The organism is Flavobacterium sp. Root901 (genome assembly GCF_001429765.1).
Lineage (GTDB): Bacteria > Bacteroidota > Bacteroidia > Flavobacteriales > Flavobacteriaceae > Flavobacterium.
Map to the genome: position 1 here is coordinate 94,308 of NZ_LMJB01000005.1, position 15,243 is coordinate 109,550.

8 protein-coding genes are annotated in these 15,243 nt (G+C 34.1%); 1 reads left to right on the forward strand and 7 read right to left on the reverse strand.

Translation table 11 applies throughout. The annotated features are described in order from the left end of the window. Positions 1 to 11 precede the first annotated feature (11 nt). The 5 genes from ASE21_RS04165 to ASE21_RS04185 form a co-directional block, all read right to left on the reverse strand. Positions 12 to 1,478, reverse strand: a complete 1,467-nt coding sequence (locus ASE21_RS04165; protein WP_057122326.1) for a glycoside hydrolase family 30 protein — start codon at positions 1,476 to 1,478, stop codon at positions 12 to 14. Between the two features lie 86 nt (positions 1,479 to 1,564). Continuing rightward, a complete protein-coding gene (locus ASE21_RS04170) occupies positions 1,565 to 3,019 on the reverse strand; it encodes a glycoside hydrolase family 30 protein (RefSeq protein WP_057121308.1) in 1,455 nt (484 codons plus the stop codon). A 137-nt stretch (positions 3,020 to 3,156) separates the two neighbouring features. Further along, on the reverse strand, positions 3,157 to 4,032 hold the full coding sequence (locus tag ASE21_RS04175; RefSeq protein ID WP_128414656.1) for a hypothetical protein: 876 nt from the start codon (positions 4,030 to 4,032) through the stop codon (positions 3,157 to 3,159). Between the two features lie 37 nt (positions 4,033 to 4,069). Further along, complete coding sequence (locus tag ASE21_RS04180; RefSeq protein ID WP_057121310.1) at positions 4,070 to 5,578, reverse strand: RagB/SusD family nutrient uptake outer membrane protein; 1,509 nt, start codon at positions 5,576 to 5,578, stop codon at positions 4,070 to 4,072. A gap of 13 nt (positions 5,579 to 5,591) precedes the next feature. Further along, complete coding sequence (locus tag ASE21_RS04185; protein WP_057121311.1) at positions 5,592 to 8,702, reverse strand: SusC/RagA family TonB-linked outer membrane protein; 3,111 nt, start codon at positions 8,700 to 8,702, stop codon at positions 5,592 to 5,594. A 345-nt stretch (positions 8,703 to 9,047) separates the two neighbouring features. On the opposite strand from ASE21_RS04185, the gene ASE21_RS04190 reads away from it, so the two are divergent. After that, positions 9,048 to 11,918 (forward strand): triple tyrosine motif-containing protein, encoded by a 2,871-nt coding sequence (locus ASE21_RS04190; RefSeq protein ID WP_057121312.1) that lies wholly within the window; start codon positions 9,048 to 9,050, stop codon positions 11,916 to 11,918. A gap of 37 nt (positions 11,919 to 11,955) precedes the next feature. Here the strand turns inward: ASE21_RS04190 and ASE21_RS04195 are convergent, their stop codons facing one another. Together ASE21_RS04195 and gldJ are read right to left on the reverse strand one after the other, a co-directional pair. After that, on the reverse strand, positions 11,956 to 13,242 hold the full coding sequence (locus ASE21_RS04195) for a UDP-N-acetylmuramoyl-tripeptide--D-alanyl-D-alanine ligase (protein ID WP_057121313.1): 1,287 nt from the start codon (positions 13,240 to 13,242) through the stop codon (positions 11,956 to 11,958). 118 nt (positions 13,243 to 13,360) lie between these two features. Then, positions 13,361 to 15,046: a gliding motility lipoprotein GldJ gene (gene gldJ / locus ASE21_RS04200; RefSeq protein ID WP_057121314.1), complete on the reverse strand. Its 1,686-nt coding sequence runs from the start codon at positions 15,044 to 15,046 to the stop codon at positions 13,361 to 13,363. Positions 15,047 to 15,243: the final 197 nt, after the last annotated feature.

Below are 15,243 nucleotides of genomic sequence, written 5' to 3' on the forward strand. Positions count from 1 at the left end.
TAGTTCAGCAATTAGTATACAATAGTTTGTATAGCGTGTGCCGGGATAGTTATAGTATTTTTTGAATTGTGGTTTTCTATAGTGTAAACAATCTCGTTATCTGATTGGTTCATGACAATAGTAACTACTTTGTCATCAGAGTTTTTAAATGAGGTGCTTATTAATTTTTTATCGCTTATAGTTTGAATTATTCTTTTAGCGTTTGGACGAATAAATTTTGAAAGATGTCCAATGTAATAGTACATTGGTGTATAGATTAATTCGTCTTTTGTGGTATCGGCGTGAATAGGTGCAAAACAGAAATTCCCAACATGGTTTGGTCCTCCATTTTGATCTAGAAGAATATTCCAGTCTGTCCAGCCAACGGTTCCGTTATTAAAATCGTTGATCATATTTAGCCCGTATCTTTCTGCATTTCCCCAAAACTGAAATCTCGAAGCATCAAACTTTTCAATACAGCCTTCTGTAAAAAGTAAATTTTTATTTGGAAAAGCGGCATGAACTTCGGCTACTGATTCAAATTTAGGCGTACCTCCGTTCCATGTTTCATACCAGTGGAATCCAATTCCCCATGCATATTTTGAAACTGCCGGATCTGAAAAAACCAAATTAGCTCTTTTGTTTAACATGTCTCCGCGATTGTGATCCCAAATGATAACGTTTTTAGAACTTAACCCTTCTTTTTCCAGCGTTGGTCCCAGAAAGTTTTTCAGAAAATCTCTTTCGGCTTCCGGAGTATAGATGCAAGATTCCCATCTTTGTTTTGCCATTGGCTCATTTTGGATCGTTAATCCCCAAACAGGAATTCCTTCTTTTTCGTAAGCCTTAATAAATTTGACATAATAATTTGCCCATGATTGTGCAAATTGAGGCAATAAAACGCCGCCGTGCAAAATATCATTATTGTCTTTCATGAAAGCTGGGGGACTCCATGGACTAACAAATAAAGTTAATTTCCCGCCGGCAGTTTCAATTGCACTTTTTATTAATGGAATTTTATATTTTCGATCATGATCAATGCTGAAGGTTTTTAAATCTTTATCACCTTCGGCTACATAAGTATAACTATCACTGCTGAAATCGCAGCTATGAATATTTGTTCTGGCCAGGGTGTAACCAATTCCTTTTTTTTTGTCGTAATAAGCAGTCAGGAATTCCTGTTGTTTTTTTGGAGATAGTTTTGCAAAAACTTCGGCACTTGCGTCTGTAATTGCGCCGCCAATTCCTAAAAATGTCTGATCTGTTTTTTCAGTATCTAAAGTGATAGAAACCGATGCATTTTTTTGTTGTGATGTGTCTGAGATTAAATTGTCTGATGCGGATAATCTCAAATTGGTATTTTCAGCAGTTGTGTAAACCGTTATTTTTTTGTTTGTTTTGGATGCAGAAACAACTGATCCGTTTGCAGTTTTTGATGTTGAACAACTTACTTGCAAAATTATTATTGAAACTAATAAGATTCTATTGATGGTTTTCATTGTTACTTCAAAAAGCATTTAATTAAGTTAATTAAGGGCTGAATTGGATGATTCAAGTCAGCCCTCTTCTGTTAACTCAAAAAATATTAATAAACAAGCGTTTGAATAGCATGTGCAGGAATTTTAACTACTGTTTTCTCTGCAGCTATTATCAAATTATATGTAATTTCTTTATCTGTTTTATTCATTACAATGGTTGCCATTGTACCATCAGTATTTAAAAACGAAGTACTTAACAAACCGCTTCTGCTTACCGCAGAACTAACCCTTTTTGCATTTAAGCGAATGAATTTTGAAAAATGCCCAATGTAATAATAAGATGGAGTGTAAATTAACTCTCCTGTTGTGGTATCAGCGTGGATTGGTGCAAAGCAGAAATTCCCAACATGATTAGGTCCTCCGTTTTGATCCAGAAGAATATTCCAGTCTGTCCAGCCAACTGTTCCGTTATTAAAATCATTAATCATAGAAATTCCGTATCGTTCACCATTCCCCCAAAACTGATATTTTGCAGCGTCAAATTTTTCAACACATCCTTCTGTAAACAAAAGTTTTTTATCCGGATATGCTTCATTTACTTTAGCCACATTGTCAAACATTGAATCTCCTCCTGACCAGTTTTCATACCAGTGAAAACCCATTCCCCAAACATATTTTGCAGCTTCTGGATCAGAATAAATTACATTTGCCCTGTAATTCATCAAGTCACGATTATGATCCCAGACAATAATTTTTTTGTCTCCAAGTTTTTCTTTTTTCAAAGTAGGCCCAAGGAAGTTTTTAATAAAATCTCTTTCTGCTTCGGCAGTATAAATACAAGATTCCCAAGTTTGAACTGCCATTGGCTCGTTTTGAGTTGAAGTCCCCCAAATTGGAATTCCTTCTTTTTCATATTCTTTTATGAACTTCACATAAAAATTTGCCCAGGTTTGATAATATTCAGGCAATAATGTTCCGCCTTTTAATACGTTTCCGTTACTTTTCATAAAAGCATTTGGAGACCATGGAGCCACATACGTTAATAATTTTCCACCTGCAGTCTGGATCGCCTGTTTGATAAGCGGAATACGAAATTGTCTGTCATGTTCAATAGTAAACGTTTTTAAATCTTTATCTCCTTCTTTGATATAAGAGTAGCTTCCACTGCTAAAATCAGAACTTTGTATCGTGGTTCTTAGCAAAGAATAGCCAATTCCTTTTTGTTTATCGTAATAAGCATTTAAAAATTCTGTTTGTTTTTCTTTTGAAAGTTTAGCAAAAATTTCGGCACTCGCATCAGTTATAGCGCCACCAATTCCCATAAAGGTCTGAAACTTTTTAGACGGTTCTACAAAAACAGAAATCTCCGTTTCAAGAGGTTGTTTTGATGCTGAAAAAGTCAGGTTATCAGTTGATGTTAATCTTAAGTTTGAATTTTCAGCAGTAGTATAAACCGTTATTTTTTTTCCTTTGGTTGTAAATTCTTTCTTTGCTTTTGTCTGCTGGGCAAGAGCGGAGACTGTAAATAAAAAGCACAGAAATTTTAAAGTATTTTTTTTCATTCTTTTTCCTTATTTTTTTAATTCTAAAAAGAAGTTCTTCAGAAACTCATTCTCTGACAGCGTAAGGATTTAAAAATAGCCCATACTCATAATGATTATGGGCTATTTACAACCAAACTTAAACTTAACTTAAACTTTTATTTTCCTCTCATTTCAATTCTGCTCACAGTAATTCCATCTTTTGTAAAACTGTTACCACCAGAACGAATAAGTAAATAGATTTTACCTGTAGTATCAAACTTTACAACATTTGACACAGAAGCCGTAGCGTCATTTTTAACACAGCCAACAGAAGAAAGCCTTCCTGTAAAAGCTGCTTTTGCACAGCCATCCCAAGTACTTAATCCCATCACTTTGTTGTCTTTATATTCAACCCCATCTTTTGGTACAGATTTACCAGCATATACTTCAAACCAAGTTTCATCAGAACCGCTTGGACAAGAAACTAACATATCAATTGTATATTCTTTATCTTTTACAACATCGATCGCTTGATAAATACCTTCTTGTGCCCATCCTCCCGGAGAGTGAATTGTAGCAGTTCCTGAATTAAATGACCAAAATGCAGCCCCTGTAGCACTTAACTTTGCTGAAGACCATTGAGCTATATCAGCTGCGTTATTAAAGAATCCTCCTTTAACTAAATTAGGTTTTGCCGGATCTGATGCTGCTACTACAATATCATGAGAAACTTTAGCTGTAGCACCTCCCGCAGCAATAGCTGTGTGAGTTACAGTATAAGTACCTGCATCCGGTAAAACAACTTCTTCTGCCATTTTACCCATGTATGGTCCATATCCGATATCCCATTTAGATGAGATTACTCCATTTTGCTGAGCCGTTAAAAGATATGTATTTACTTTTCCCGCAACAGGAGTTATTGTAAACGAAGCATCAACATTTGAAGCTGTTAAACCGTTATTAGCTGGATCATCTTCGCAGCCAGTAAGCGAACCTAATGCTATTGCAAGCATTAGGTAAGCACCTCTTTTTAAAATTATACTTAGGTTCATTTGTTTTTGGTTTTTGGTTTTGGTTAGATAGTTTTTTTTATTCGTAGTTAGGGTTCTGTTTCAATTTAGTCCCTGTTAATTCTACATAAGGTATTGGGAAAACTTCATCAGTACCAGCATTGAATCCTCTGTCTGATAATGCTGCAGCAGCATCTCCCCATCTTACTAAGTCAAAGAATCTGTGTCCTTCACCTGCAAGTTCCATTCTTCTTTCATTTTTAATAGCAGCCAATGTTACAGGAATTGAAGGCAGGCCAACTCTTGCTCTTACAGCATCTAACAATGCCTGAGCTCTTGCTCCTGATCCTAATGCTTCAGCTTCTAATAAATAAGTATCTGCTAATCTGATAACATAAGAGTTTTGTTTGTAGTTCAACTCTGCAGCTCCACCACCTGTACGAACATCTGTTTTTCTTGGTAAAAATTTGTTCAAGAAATAACCTGTATCCTGGTAACCAGGAATATAATCTGCTTTTCCGGCAGCTTTTAAAGCTTTTAAGTCGAAAATCGTTGCTTCAAATCTTGGGTCATTCTTCATTGCATCATACAATTTTTGTGTTGGAACACTAAAACTCCATCCTGAAGGAAGATCTGCAGCCGTAGAATTTGCTGGTCTGGAATAACCTCTAGGGCCAACCATTACGTTTAATGAGTTTCCTTCATCTCTTCCAGAACCCCAGAATCCCCAGTCAGAGTTTCCTGCACTTGTATGAGATACTTCAAGAAGTGATTCAGCATTAAATTTATTAGCCACTACCCATAAATCATCGAAATCTGCCAATAGGTGGTTTCCGTATTGATTTGGTTGTCCCGGCGTTCCATTCACCTGAGCAAGGATTGCTGCAGCTTCAGCTTTTTTACCGTCATATAAATAAACTTTTCCAAGTATTGCCTGAGCAGCACCTCTAGTTAAACGGCCAGATCCTGTAGCAGCATCAACAGATGTTGGTAAAGCTGGGATAGCTTCTACTAAATCTTTTTCGATTTGAGCATAAACTGCCTCTGGAGATGATTGTTCAACATTTAACATTGTAGATGTTGTAAGAGGTTCCAGAATTAATGGAATATTCTTAAACATTCTAACTAAATTGAAATAGTATAATGCTCTTAATGCTTTAGCTTCTCCTGTGAATCTGGTTTTTAATGCATCTGACATATTAACTCCAGACATTTTTGATAACAAAACGTTTGCTCTGTAAACACCTTGATAGTGATCATTCCAGAAACTTCCAGGAATAATCAATGAAGTTAAAGAGTGAGTAGAGAAATTTTGAATTCCTGTACCATCTGAAGCTCCACCACCGCCAGCATAGAAATCATCTGAACCTGCATTTAGCATAGCAACCATGTTCTCAAAACCACCAGTATTTTTTCTCAACGGATCATAAACTCCAACAAGGGCAGCTGTAGCTTGTTGCTCATCTTTATAGTAACTTGTTGATAAGAAAGATCCTTTTGGGTCAACGCTTACGAAATCTTCAGAACAAGCTCCCGCTAATGCCGCTAATGCAACGGCTGCGTATATATATTTAAATTTATTTTTCATGATTCTTTAAGTATTAAAATTGTACGTTCGCTCCAAACATGAAAGTTCTTGCTTGTGGATAAACACCTCTATCTACACCAAATACCTGTCCTCCAATTTCCGGATCATATCCTGTGTATTTTGTGATAGTGTATAAGTTCTCACCTGTTAAGTAGAAACGGATTCTGTCTGCTCCAATTTTAGATGAAAGATCAACTGGAAGAGTATATCCTACCTGAACGATTTTCAAACGAGCATAATCACCGCTTTCTAAGTAAAAATCAGACATTTTGCTGAAGTTACCGTTACTATCATTATTAGCAAGTCTTGGGTAGTCATTTGAAGTTCCTTCTCCTGTCCAACGACCTAATGCTTCTGTTTGATAGTTAGCATTCAGGATATCTAACCTGCGTAATCCCTGGAAGATTTTGCTTCCTGCAGCACCCTGAACGAATGTCATAAAATCAAATCCTTTGTAATCTAAGTTTAATGTTAAACCAAAAGTATATTTAGGAATACTTGTTCCTAAGAATTGTTTATCTGCATCAGAAATAGATCCGTCGCCATTGTTATCTATCCAACGGAAATCCCCTGGTTTAGCATTTGGCTGGATTAAACCGCCTGAAGCATTTGTGTAAGCATTAATCTCTGCCTGATTTTGGAAAATCCCAGCTGTTTTGTATCCGTAGAATTCATTGTATGAATGACCAACCTGAGTTCTTGTAACAGGACCCATAGATTGGAAAGAAGCATCTCCAATGATGAATTCGTTATCTTTTCCTACGTAAGTAATTTCATTTTTAAGGTAAGCTACGTTTCCGTTAACACCTAAATTAAAATCACCAAGTTTTTTCTTCCAGCTTAATTCAAATTCGATACCGCTGTTGTTCATATCAGCAACGTTAGCCCATGGCTGCTCAGCAACTCCAACATATCCCGGAATTACAACTGGTCTTAAGATACCTGTAGTTTTCTTTTTGTAGAAGTCTAATGTTAAAGTGAAATCATTAAATAATCTTGCATCAAGACCAATACTTGCCTGAGAAGTCTCTTCCCATTTCAAATCAGGGTTATCAAGAGTTACGTTAGCATAACCTGTTGTGATAGATCCTGTATTTCCGAAAGAATAATTGTATCCTCCAGATACTAATGAAATATATCTAAAATCAGCAACCTGATCATTACCAACAATTCCGTAACCTCCTCTTAATTTTAATGAATTTACAGTATTGTTTTCTTTCCAGAAACCTTCTTTTGAAATTACCCATCCTAAAGAGAATGATGGGAAAACCCCGAATTTATGATTTTCTCCAAAACGAGTTGAACCGTCACGACGAATAACCCCAGTTAGAAGGTATTTCTCCATGTAATCGTAGTTTAAACGACCAAATAAAGAGGTTACTTTATGCTGTACAAAATCATCTGTTGCACTGTTTCTGTCTGCTTGCGGGATATCAAATTTGAAAGATGCATCTTTGTAGCTTGTAATTGGCAATCCAAACATTGTAGCTCCAACATACCCTCCAATATTATCAACATAAGATCCCTGACCTGCTAAAACATTTAAGTTATGATCTCCAAATTTGTTAGAGTAAGTAACAACGTTTTCAATATTCCAGTTAAATGATTTGTTGTTATTTTGATAATAGCTGTTTTTAAGAACATTCACGTTTGCACTTAAGAAATATACAGGAGTAAATCCTTGGTCTCCCCAGTAAGCAAGTTTACCTCCTAGTGTAGATCTAACTTTTAAATGTGGAGTAATAGCTGCTTCTAAATAAGCATTTCCAACAAAATCATCAGACCATCCGTATCTTCCTAATCTTGTTTGGATATATCCTAATGGATTTGACATTTCCTGACCAACAACACTAGAAATTCCGTAAGGATTTCCGTTTGCATCACGAACTACAGGGTTTGTAGAATATGGAGCAGCATTTGCAACAGCTGGATCAGTAACTACAAGTGGAGTTAATGGATCAAGGTTGATAGCAGAACTTAAAGGACCTCCAAACTCACTGTTTGTATTTCCAATTCCAACAGTTTTTTGCCTTGTGTAACCAAAAGTCTGTCCGAATGTGAAATATTTAGAGATTTTATGAGTAGAGTTTAAACGGAAATTCTTTTTAGTATAATTAGAAATTTCTGTTGCAACGATACCTTCCTGATCCTGAATACCAAAAGAAGCATAGAAAGTAGAGAATTCTCCACCACCGCTAATACTTAATTCGTGTGTGTATCTGAAAGCACTGTCATTAAAGATAGCATCCTGCCAGTTTGTTCCTTTTCCTAATGCAGCTGGATTAGCGTATAAAACTCCTCCTCCATCAGCAACTGATTTCTCGTTCATAATTGTAGCATACTGAGTAGCATTCAATAAATCTAATTTTTTTGCTGGAGAAGATACACCTGCAAAACCATTATAGTTTACTGTAATTTTACCCGCTTTACCTTTTTTAGTAGTAACTAAGATAACCCCTGTTGCAGCACGTGTACCATAAATTGCAGCAGAAGCAGCATCTTTAAGCACCTCTACAGACTCGATATCTGACTGGTTTAAGAAACCAATTCCACCTGCATCTACAACGTTACCATCCACAACCCAAAGAGGATTATTTCCACCGTCACCAAAAGTTGTGATACCACGTACACGAATTGTAGATCCTGAACCTGGCTGACCTGAACTTGAAGCGATTGTTACACCGGATACACGTCCTTGTAATGCTTGTTCAACTCTACCATTTGGTACTTTCTCTAAATCAGCAGCTTTTACGCTAGAAATTGCACCTGTAACTACTGCCTTCTTTTGAGTTCCGTAACCAACGACCACAACTTCATTTAATGATTGTGATTCTGGTTTTAACTGAATAGTAATTTTTGAACGCCCGTTTACCGCCTCGCTAACTGTAGCGTATCCTATAAAGGTAACTGTCAAAACTCCGTTTGAAGGTACCTGAATTTGGAATTTCCCATCAAAATCTGATGCGGTCGACTTTGTTGTACCCTTCAGTAAAACAGTTGCGCCCGGAACCGGCATCCCACTCTCATCGTTTATCATTCCATTTACCGTGACATCCTGAGCCACAGCTATAACCGAGAATAACAAAGACGAAACACAAAAAATAAGTAATTTTGTTAATTTCATTTTTCTAAAAATTTTGGTTAATTAATTAGTAATTTGATGCAATAATAATGTTATTTTTTTACTATTGGTATTTAAAATTCACTACAAAAACACATCAAATTAAAATTTTATACATTACAAAAACACATCATTTTTTTTATAAATATTTAATTATCAATATTTTAAAAATAAAAAATAAGATGTTATGAAAATGTTAATTGCAAAAATAAACACTACAATTATATAAGAATGCTTATTTTTATGAACGAAATGCTTTTCTACAACGTGATAGTAGTCAAGATTTTTTCGTAAACCGTTATAAATAAACAACTTAACCAAATAAAATTTAAAAAAACCGAATAATTAATGAAATTAGCAAAATCATATTTTTATATTACTTTTTTTACATTATTCACAATATCAATTTTTAGCCAGGTAAAAAATATTGGACTGCCAGATGTAAGAAATTACAAGCGAAACGAATATAAAGGAGGAACTCAAAACTGGAATATTGATCAGGATAAAAACGGAAATCTATATTTTGCCAATAATAATGGTCTTTTACAGTTTGATGGTTCATCGTGGAGGAAATATCCCCTGCCTAATTTAACCTCTGTCCGATGTCTGGAAATTGATCAGACAGGAAAAATATTTGTTGGAGGATATAATGAATTTGGATATTTTCAACCAGATAATAAGGGAAAACTTAAATACACATCACTAGCCAAGAAAGTAGATAAGAACAAAATCAAAATCATTGATTTTATCTGGAAAATACATTCTTTTAACAATCAGACTATTTTTCAATCATTTGCAAGAGCATATATATTTACAAACGGGAAATTATCAATTTTAAAAGCACCAAAACGTTTTCAATTTTCTTTTACTGTAAACAACAGGCTTTATTTTCAAGATGTTGAAAAAGGAATTTTGGAATATAAAAATGGCAGACTTTATGCTCTTCCTAACACTACAATTTTAAATAATACCGAAATCTGGGCAATGTATTCAATTGGCAAAAACAAAACCCTGATTATTACATTAGAAAAAGGATTGTTCATTTACAACAATAATACTGTCACACCCTGGAATACTGAAGCAAACAACTTTGTTAAAAGAAACAACTCTCTTGGAGGCGAAATTATTAATAATAAGTTCATTGTCCTAAATTCTGTTTTGGACGGAATTGCGATTTGCGATTTTAATGGAAAAATAATTCAGCATATCAATAGAAAAAAAGGACTGCAGAACAATACCGTTTTAACTTCTTTTAAAGATAATAAAAACAACTTATGGCTTGGCCTCGACAATGGTATTGCTTTTGTTAATGAGAGCTCTCCTTTTACTTATTTTGGTTTCAGTTATGACATTAGTACCGTTTATGCTTCTGTTATTCATCAGGGAAACCTTTATGTTGCAACCAACCAGGGAGTATTTTATCATGCCTGGAATAATAATTTCAAAGAAGACGTCTTTAAACTCGTAGAAGGAACTACCGCGCAATCATGGAATGTACAAGTAATTGATGATGAGCTAATTTGTGCCAATAACCGAGGTGCATTGATTATTAAAGGAGGAAAGGTTACTAACATTGTTGATTCTAAAGGATATTTTGGTTTTAAAAAAATACCAAGTCATCCTGGATTTTTCATCGGCTCAAATTACGATGGATTTGCTGTTTTCCAAAAATCGGCGCAGGGATTTACCTTCAAGAATCAGGTAGCCGGATTTGATAAGTCATCAAACAGCTTTGAGCTCGATCAATCCTATTTATGGCTTAAAAAAGATGAATCTATTTATAGAATGACTTTGAGCGAGGACTTAACCCGATTTTCAAGCATTAAAAAAATTGATCGTTTAGTACCAGAATTTAAAAATATAGGCAGTCTTCAAAAAATTGACGGCAAAATATATTTCCAAACTAATAATCATTTTTATAAATATTCAACCGAACAGGAAATATTTTATGAAGATAAAAATCTGTCTGCATTGTTCAAAAACATCCCGGTTATTAATGCTTTAAGTGAAGATTCTCAATCTAATTTATGGTATGCATATGACGAATCCTTAGGTGTTTTAATGAAAGAAAACAACAAGTACAAAAATGTTGTAGCACCATTTTCTAACCTAACCGGAAACTTGGTCAGCAATTACTTATCTGTAAACACAATTGATCCCAAAAATATATTTATAGGTTTAACAGATGGTTTAGCGCATTACGACTCTGAATTATTAAATAATTTTGTAACAAAGCCTAAGGCATTTATTCGCAGTTTCTCATTTCCGGGCGATACAATTATACTTGGAAACAATCAAAATAAAAGCGAAAATATTCGCATTCCTTACTCTTCCAATCATGTTCGGTTTACTTTTTCTTCTCCAACATATGAAAACTTAGAAAATGTACAGTTTTCTTATCAATTAGAGCCTTTTGATGACAAATGGAGTAACTGGTCCACAATTTCTATTAAAGAATATACCAATCTTAGAGAAGGAGATTATGTAATGAAAGTAAAAGTTAGAAACAGTTACGGGGTTCAATCAGAGCCTTCAACAATTTCTTTCACGGTTTCGCCGCCGTGGTACAGACATTTTCTTGCTTTGATGCTGTATTTTATATTATTAATAGTTGCTATTTATGTAGTTTCTAATCGAATTAAAATGAAAATTAGAAAGAATAAATATTACGAAACTATTGAACAAAGAAGACTTTATCTTGAAAAAGAATCAAGAATACGACAAGAACAGTACGATCTTGAAAAAGAAATTGAAAAATTAAAGAATGATAAGCTTCAGATAAAGATTTTAGCAAAAGATAAAGAACTGGTAAATAACTCATTGCAAGTTGTAAAGAAAAACAAAATCTTAAACGGAATTATCCATAAACTAAAAGAAATTGATATTGATGCGCTTGATGATTCAACTAAATTCCAGGTCAGCAAGCTTAATAAAAGCATTGTCAAAGAGGTAAATACAGATAAAAGCTGGAAAGATTTAGAAAAACACATTAAAAACGTGCATTTTGAATTCTTAAAACGTTTAAAAGAAAAATTTCCGACAATTTCACCTCGCGAACTAGATTTGTCTACTTATTTATTGATGAATATGTCTACAAAAGAAATTGCAGAAATTATGAACATATCAACTGGAGGCGTAGAATTAGCACGCTACCGTTTGAGGAAAAAACTCGGATTAAACAAAAAAGAAAACCTAATTGGTTTCTTAATGAGTATCTAAGTAAAAAAAGCCATTCTAAAAGAATGGCTTTTTTGTTTTACGAAATATATTCTAAAGTTCGTTCAAGAGCCATTCCCCTTGAACCTTTAATTAATATAGTATTATCTTTAAATTGGATTGTTTTAAGATATGCTGCGAAAGCATCAAAAGTTTCAAAAAACTTAATGTTTTCACTTTCAATTTTATTTTCATAAAATGACTTTCCAATTAAATAACAAATTGATTCCTGTTGATTAGACAAAGAATCTGCAATTACTTTATGCTCCTCCTGACTTTCATCGCCAAGCTCAAACATATCGCCTAAAATCATGATTTTCTTTTGGTTTCCCAATTGAAGAAAATTGGTTATCGCAACAGCCATACTACTCGGATTTGCATTGTAGGCATCCAGAATAATCTCATTAGATCCTTTTTTTAATAATTGTGACCTGTTGTTTTCCGGAATATAATTTTCAATTGCATATTTAATTGCTGCATCTTCTACTTTAAAATATTTACCAATTGCAGTTGCAGCATTTATGTTATTAGCATTATAAAGTCCAATTAAATGCGATTCTACCTTAAAATCATCATAATCAATAACCACAAAAGGATTTGCTTCGATATTTTTTATATTCAAATCGGCATTTGCTTTATTTAATCCAAAAGTAAATGATTTTATACCGTTTGATCTTTCAATCTGAATTGGATCTTCCAGATTTACAAAAACCTGTTTGTTATTCTTAGCCAAATATTGATACATTTCACTTTTACCTTCAATAACACCCTGCACGCCTCCAAAACCTTCCAGATGCGCTTTTCCAAAATTGGTTATGTAACCAAAATCAGGCTGTGCGATTTCGCATAAAAATTCTATTTCTTTTTTATGGTTAGCACCCATTTCAACAATTCCTATTTCTGTTTCTTTTGTAAAAGAAAGTAATGTTAAAGGGACTCCAATATGGTTATTTAAATTTCCGACAGTTGCTTTGGTTTTAAATTTTTGAGATAAAACAACATTGATAAGTTCTTTGGTTGTTGTTTTTCCATTGCTTCCTGTGAGCGCAACAATTGGCAGTTTTAAATAACTACGATGAAACTTAGCCAGTTCCTGAAGCGTTTCTAAGCTATTATGAACCAAAATCGTTCTTTGATCAATAAAATAAGATTCGTTGTCTATAACAACATATAATGCACCTAAGTCAAGCGCTTGTTTTGCAAAAGTATTTGCGTCAAAATTCTCGCCTTTAATAGCAAAAAACATAGAATCTTTTTCAATTTTTCGGGTATCGATTGAAAGAGATTTGCATTTTAAAAACAAGTTATGAATTTCCTGAATATTCATTTATTAAATTTTTACAGACCATAAAAATAGAAAAAAGCAATAAAAAAATTCCAAATTCCGTACTGAAATATTCAGCTTTTGGAATTTGGAATTTTTTTTAAATTGAAATTTCTAAATCTTAATTTCTTGGTGATTTTCTTCTTTCAGTTTTAGCACCTACTCTTGACATTGCACATCTAAATCCAATGTAATCTGTTGCCATATCCTGTGGGAAATATCTTCTTTGAGCCGGATCTAACCAGTAGGCTCTATCTCTCCAAGAACCTCCTTTGTAAACTCTTACTTTATCATCGATCAAAGTAGTACGTTTACTAGAATTATCATATTTTCTAATCATTTTACCTAAACTGTCAACTGTAACGTTATGTTTAGGAGAGTTGTACATTGTCTGATCAGCTTTAGATCCTGATTCTGAATCTCCAAAATCAAAGAATCTTGAAGATTGTTTGTCACCGTCTCTGTAGTTGATGTTATCACTTGTACTAAAGTTTTGTCTTAAATAAGTTTCCTGCTCATCAACCGGAACCTGAGCGATTTCTCCAGGAAGGTTTCTTGCAATAACTTTACCATTACTTAAAGTATCATATTTAATTGAAGTTGTTGAAACAATTTCAATTTTACCATCTTTACCAATTTTATTTTTAGCGTATTGATTTCCTCTGTAGTAGTTAAAATCGTTAGCTTCGTTATCAATTACAGGTCTGTAAACATCGGCAACCCATTCTGCAACGTTTCCAGCCATATCATATAGACCGAAATCATTTGCAGCATAACTTTTCACTTTATTTGTAATATCGGCACCATCATCTGACCATCCGGCAATTCCACCGTAATCACCATTTCCTTGTTTAAAGTTAGCCAATTGATCACCTTTATTTTTACGTTTTGCAGAACGTGTATAATCTCCGGACCAAGGATATTTCTTTTGTCCTTTGTATATATTGTATTCTCTTTGTCCAACATCAGCTGCAGCTGCATATTCCCACTCAGCTTCTGTAGGAAGTCTGTATTCCGGCAAAATAATCCCTGAAGAACGTTGTGCGTAAACATTTTTCTCTTCAGCAACTGTACCGTCTTTACCAGCTTTAGGTCTTTTTCCTGATGGGTTTTTCTTTAACACTAATTCTTCGCTGCCTCCGTAAGTTGTAGATGGAGAAGCCAAGTAAGCCTCAGTATTAAACAAACTTTCAGCACTAACATCTTGTGTTTTAGCACCTTTTTTAAGATATCCGCTTTTTTCTAAAACAGCTTCGTTTACACGATCTGTTCTCCATTTACTAAATTCAACAGCCTGAATCCAGTTAACACCAACTACAGGATAGTCAGCATAAGAAGGATGTCTTAAATAGTTATTAGTCATCGTTTCATTGTATCCTAAACGATTTCTCCAAACTAAAGTATCTGGCGATGCTCCTTCGTAAATATTTTTGTAATTTTCTTCTGTTGGAGGAAAAACTTTCTTTAACCACTCAAGGTATTCTAAGTACATACCATTCGTAACTTCAGTTTCATCCATGTAGAATGATTGAACGTGTTGTTGAGTTGGTGTGTTATTCCAATCGTGCATAACATCATCCTGTACTTTACCCATAGTAAACGTACCTCCTTCAACAAAAACTAAACCAGGTCCAGCCTGTTGTTTTTTCCCAGCATTTCTAGCAGCTGTTCCATTCTGACTATCTACATCCCAGCCTGTTGCTCTAGAAGCGTGACTCGAACTCGATTTTTTGCTACAACTAGCCGTGCCCAACATCAATACCATTGACATCATTAATTGCAAGACTACAATTTTGTTTACTTTCATACTCATTCTTAGGTGATAAATTTAGGTGCTGCAATATAATAATTAACATTTAATTAGCAACATCTGTTCTAATAATTTTATTTAGCTGTTTTTTACCAGAAAATAACCTATAGTTACGAACGCAAAAATATACTTTTTATTATTTACTGTAACATGAAATACTATATTTTTACTTACTAATTTTTTTTTAATTAAAT

Coding starts and splice junctions, on each gene's coding strand:
- ASE21_RS04180 (WP_057121310.1), bottom strand. CDS start 5,578: ATGAAAAATAAATTTAAATATATATACGCAGCCGTTGCATTAGCGGCA.
- ASE21_RS04165 (WP_057122326.1), bottom strand. CDS start 1,478: ATGAAAACCATCAATAGAATCTTATTAGTTTCAATAATAATTTTGCAA.
- ASE21_RS04175 (WP_128414656.1), bottom strand. CDS start 4,032: ATGAACCTAAGTATAATTTTAAAAAGAGGTGCTTACCTAATGCTTGCA.
- ASE21_RS04195 (WP_057121313.1), bottom strand. CDS start 13,242: ATGAATATTCAGGAAATTCATAACTTGTTTTTAAAATGCAAATCTCTT.
- ASE21_RS04170 (WP_057121308.1), bottom strand. CDS start 3,019: ATGAAAAAAAATACTTTAAAATTTCTGTGCTTTTTATTTACAGTCTCC.
- ASE21_RS04185 (WP_057121311.1), bottom strand. CDS start 8,702: ATGAAATTAACAAAATTACTTATTTTTTGTGTTTCGTCTTTGTTATTC.
- ASE21_RS04190 (WP_057121312.1), top strand. CDS start 9,048: ATGAAATTAGCAAAATCATATTTTTATATTACTTTTTTTACATTATTC.
- gldJ (WP_057121314.1), bottom strand. CDS start 15,046: ATGAAAGTAAACAAAATTGTAGTCTTGCAATTAATGATGTCAATGGTA.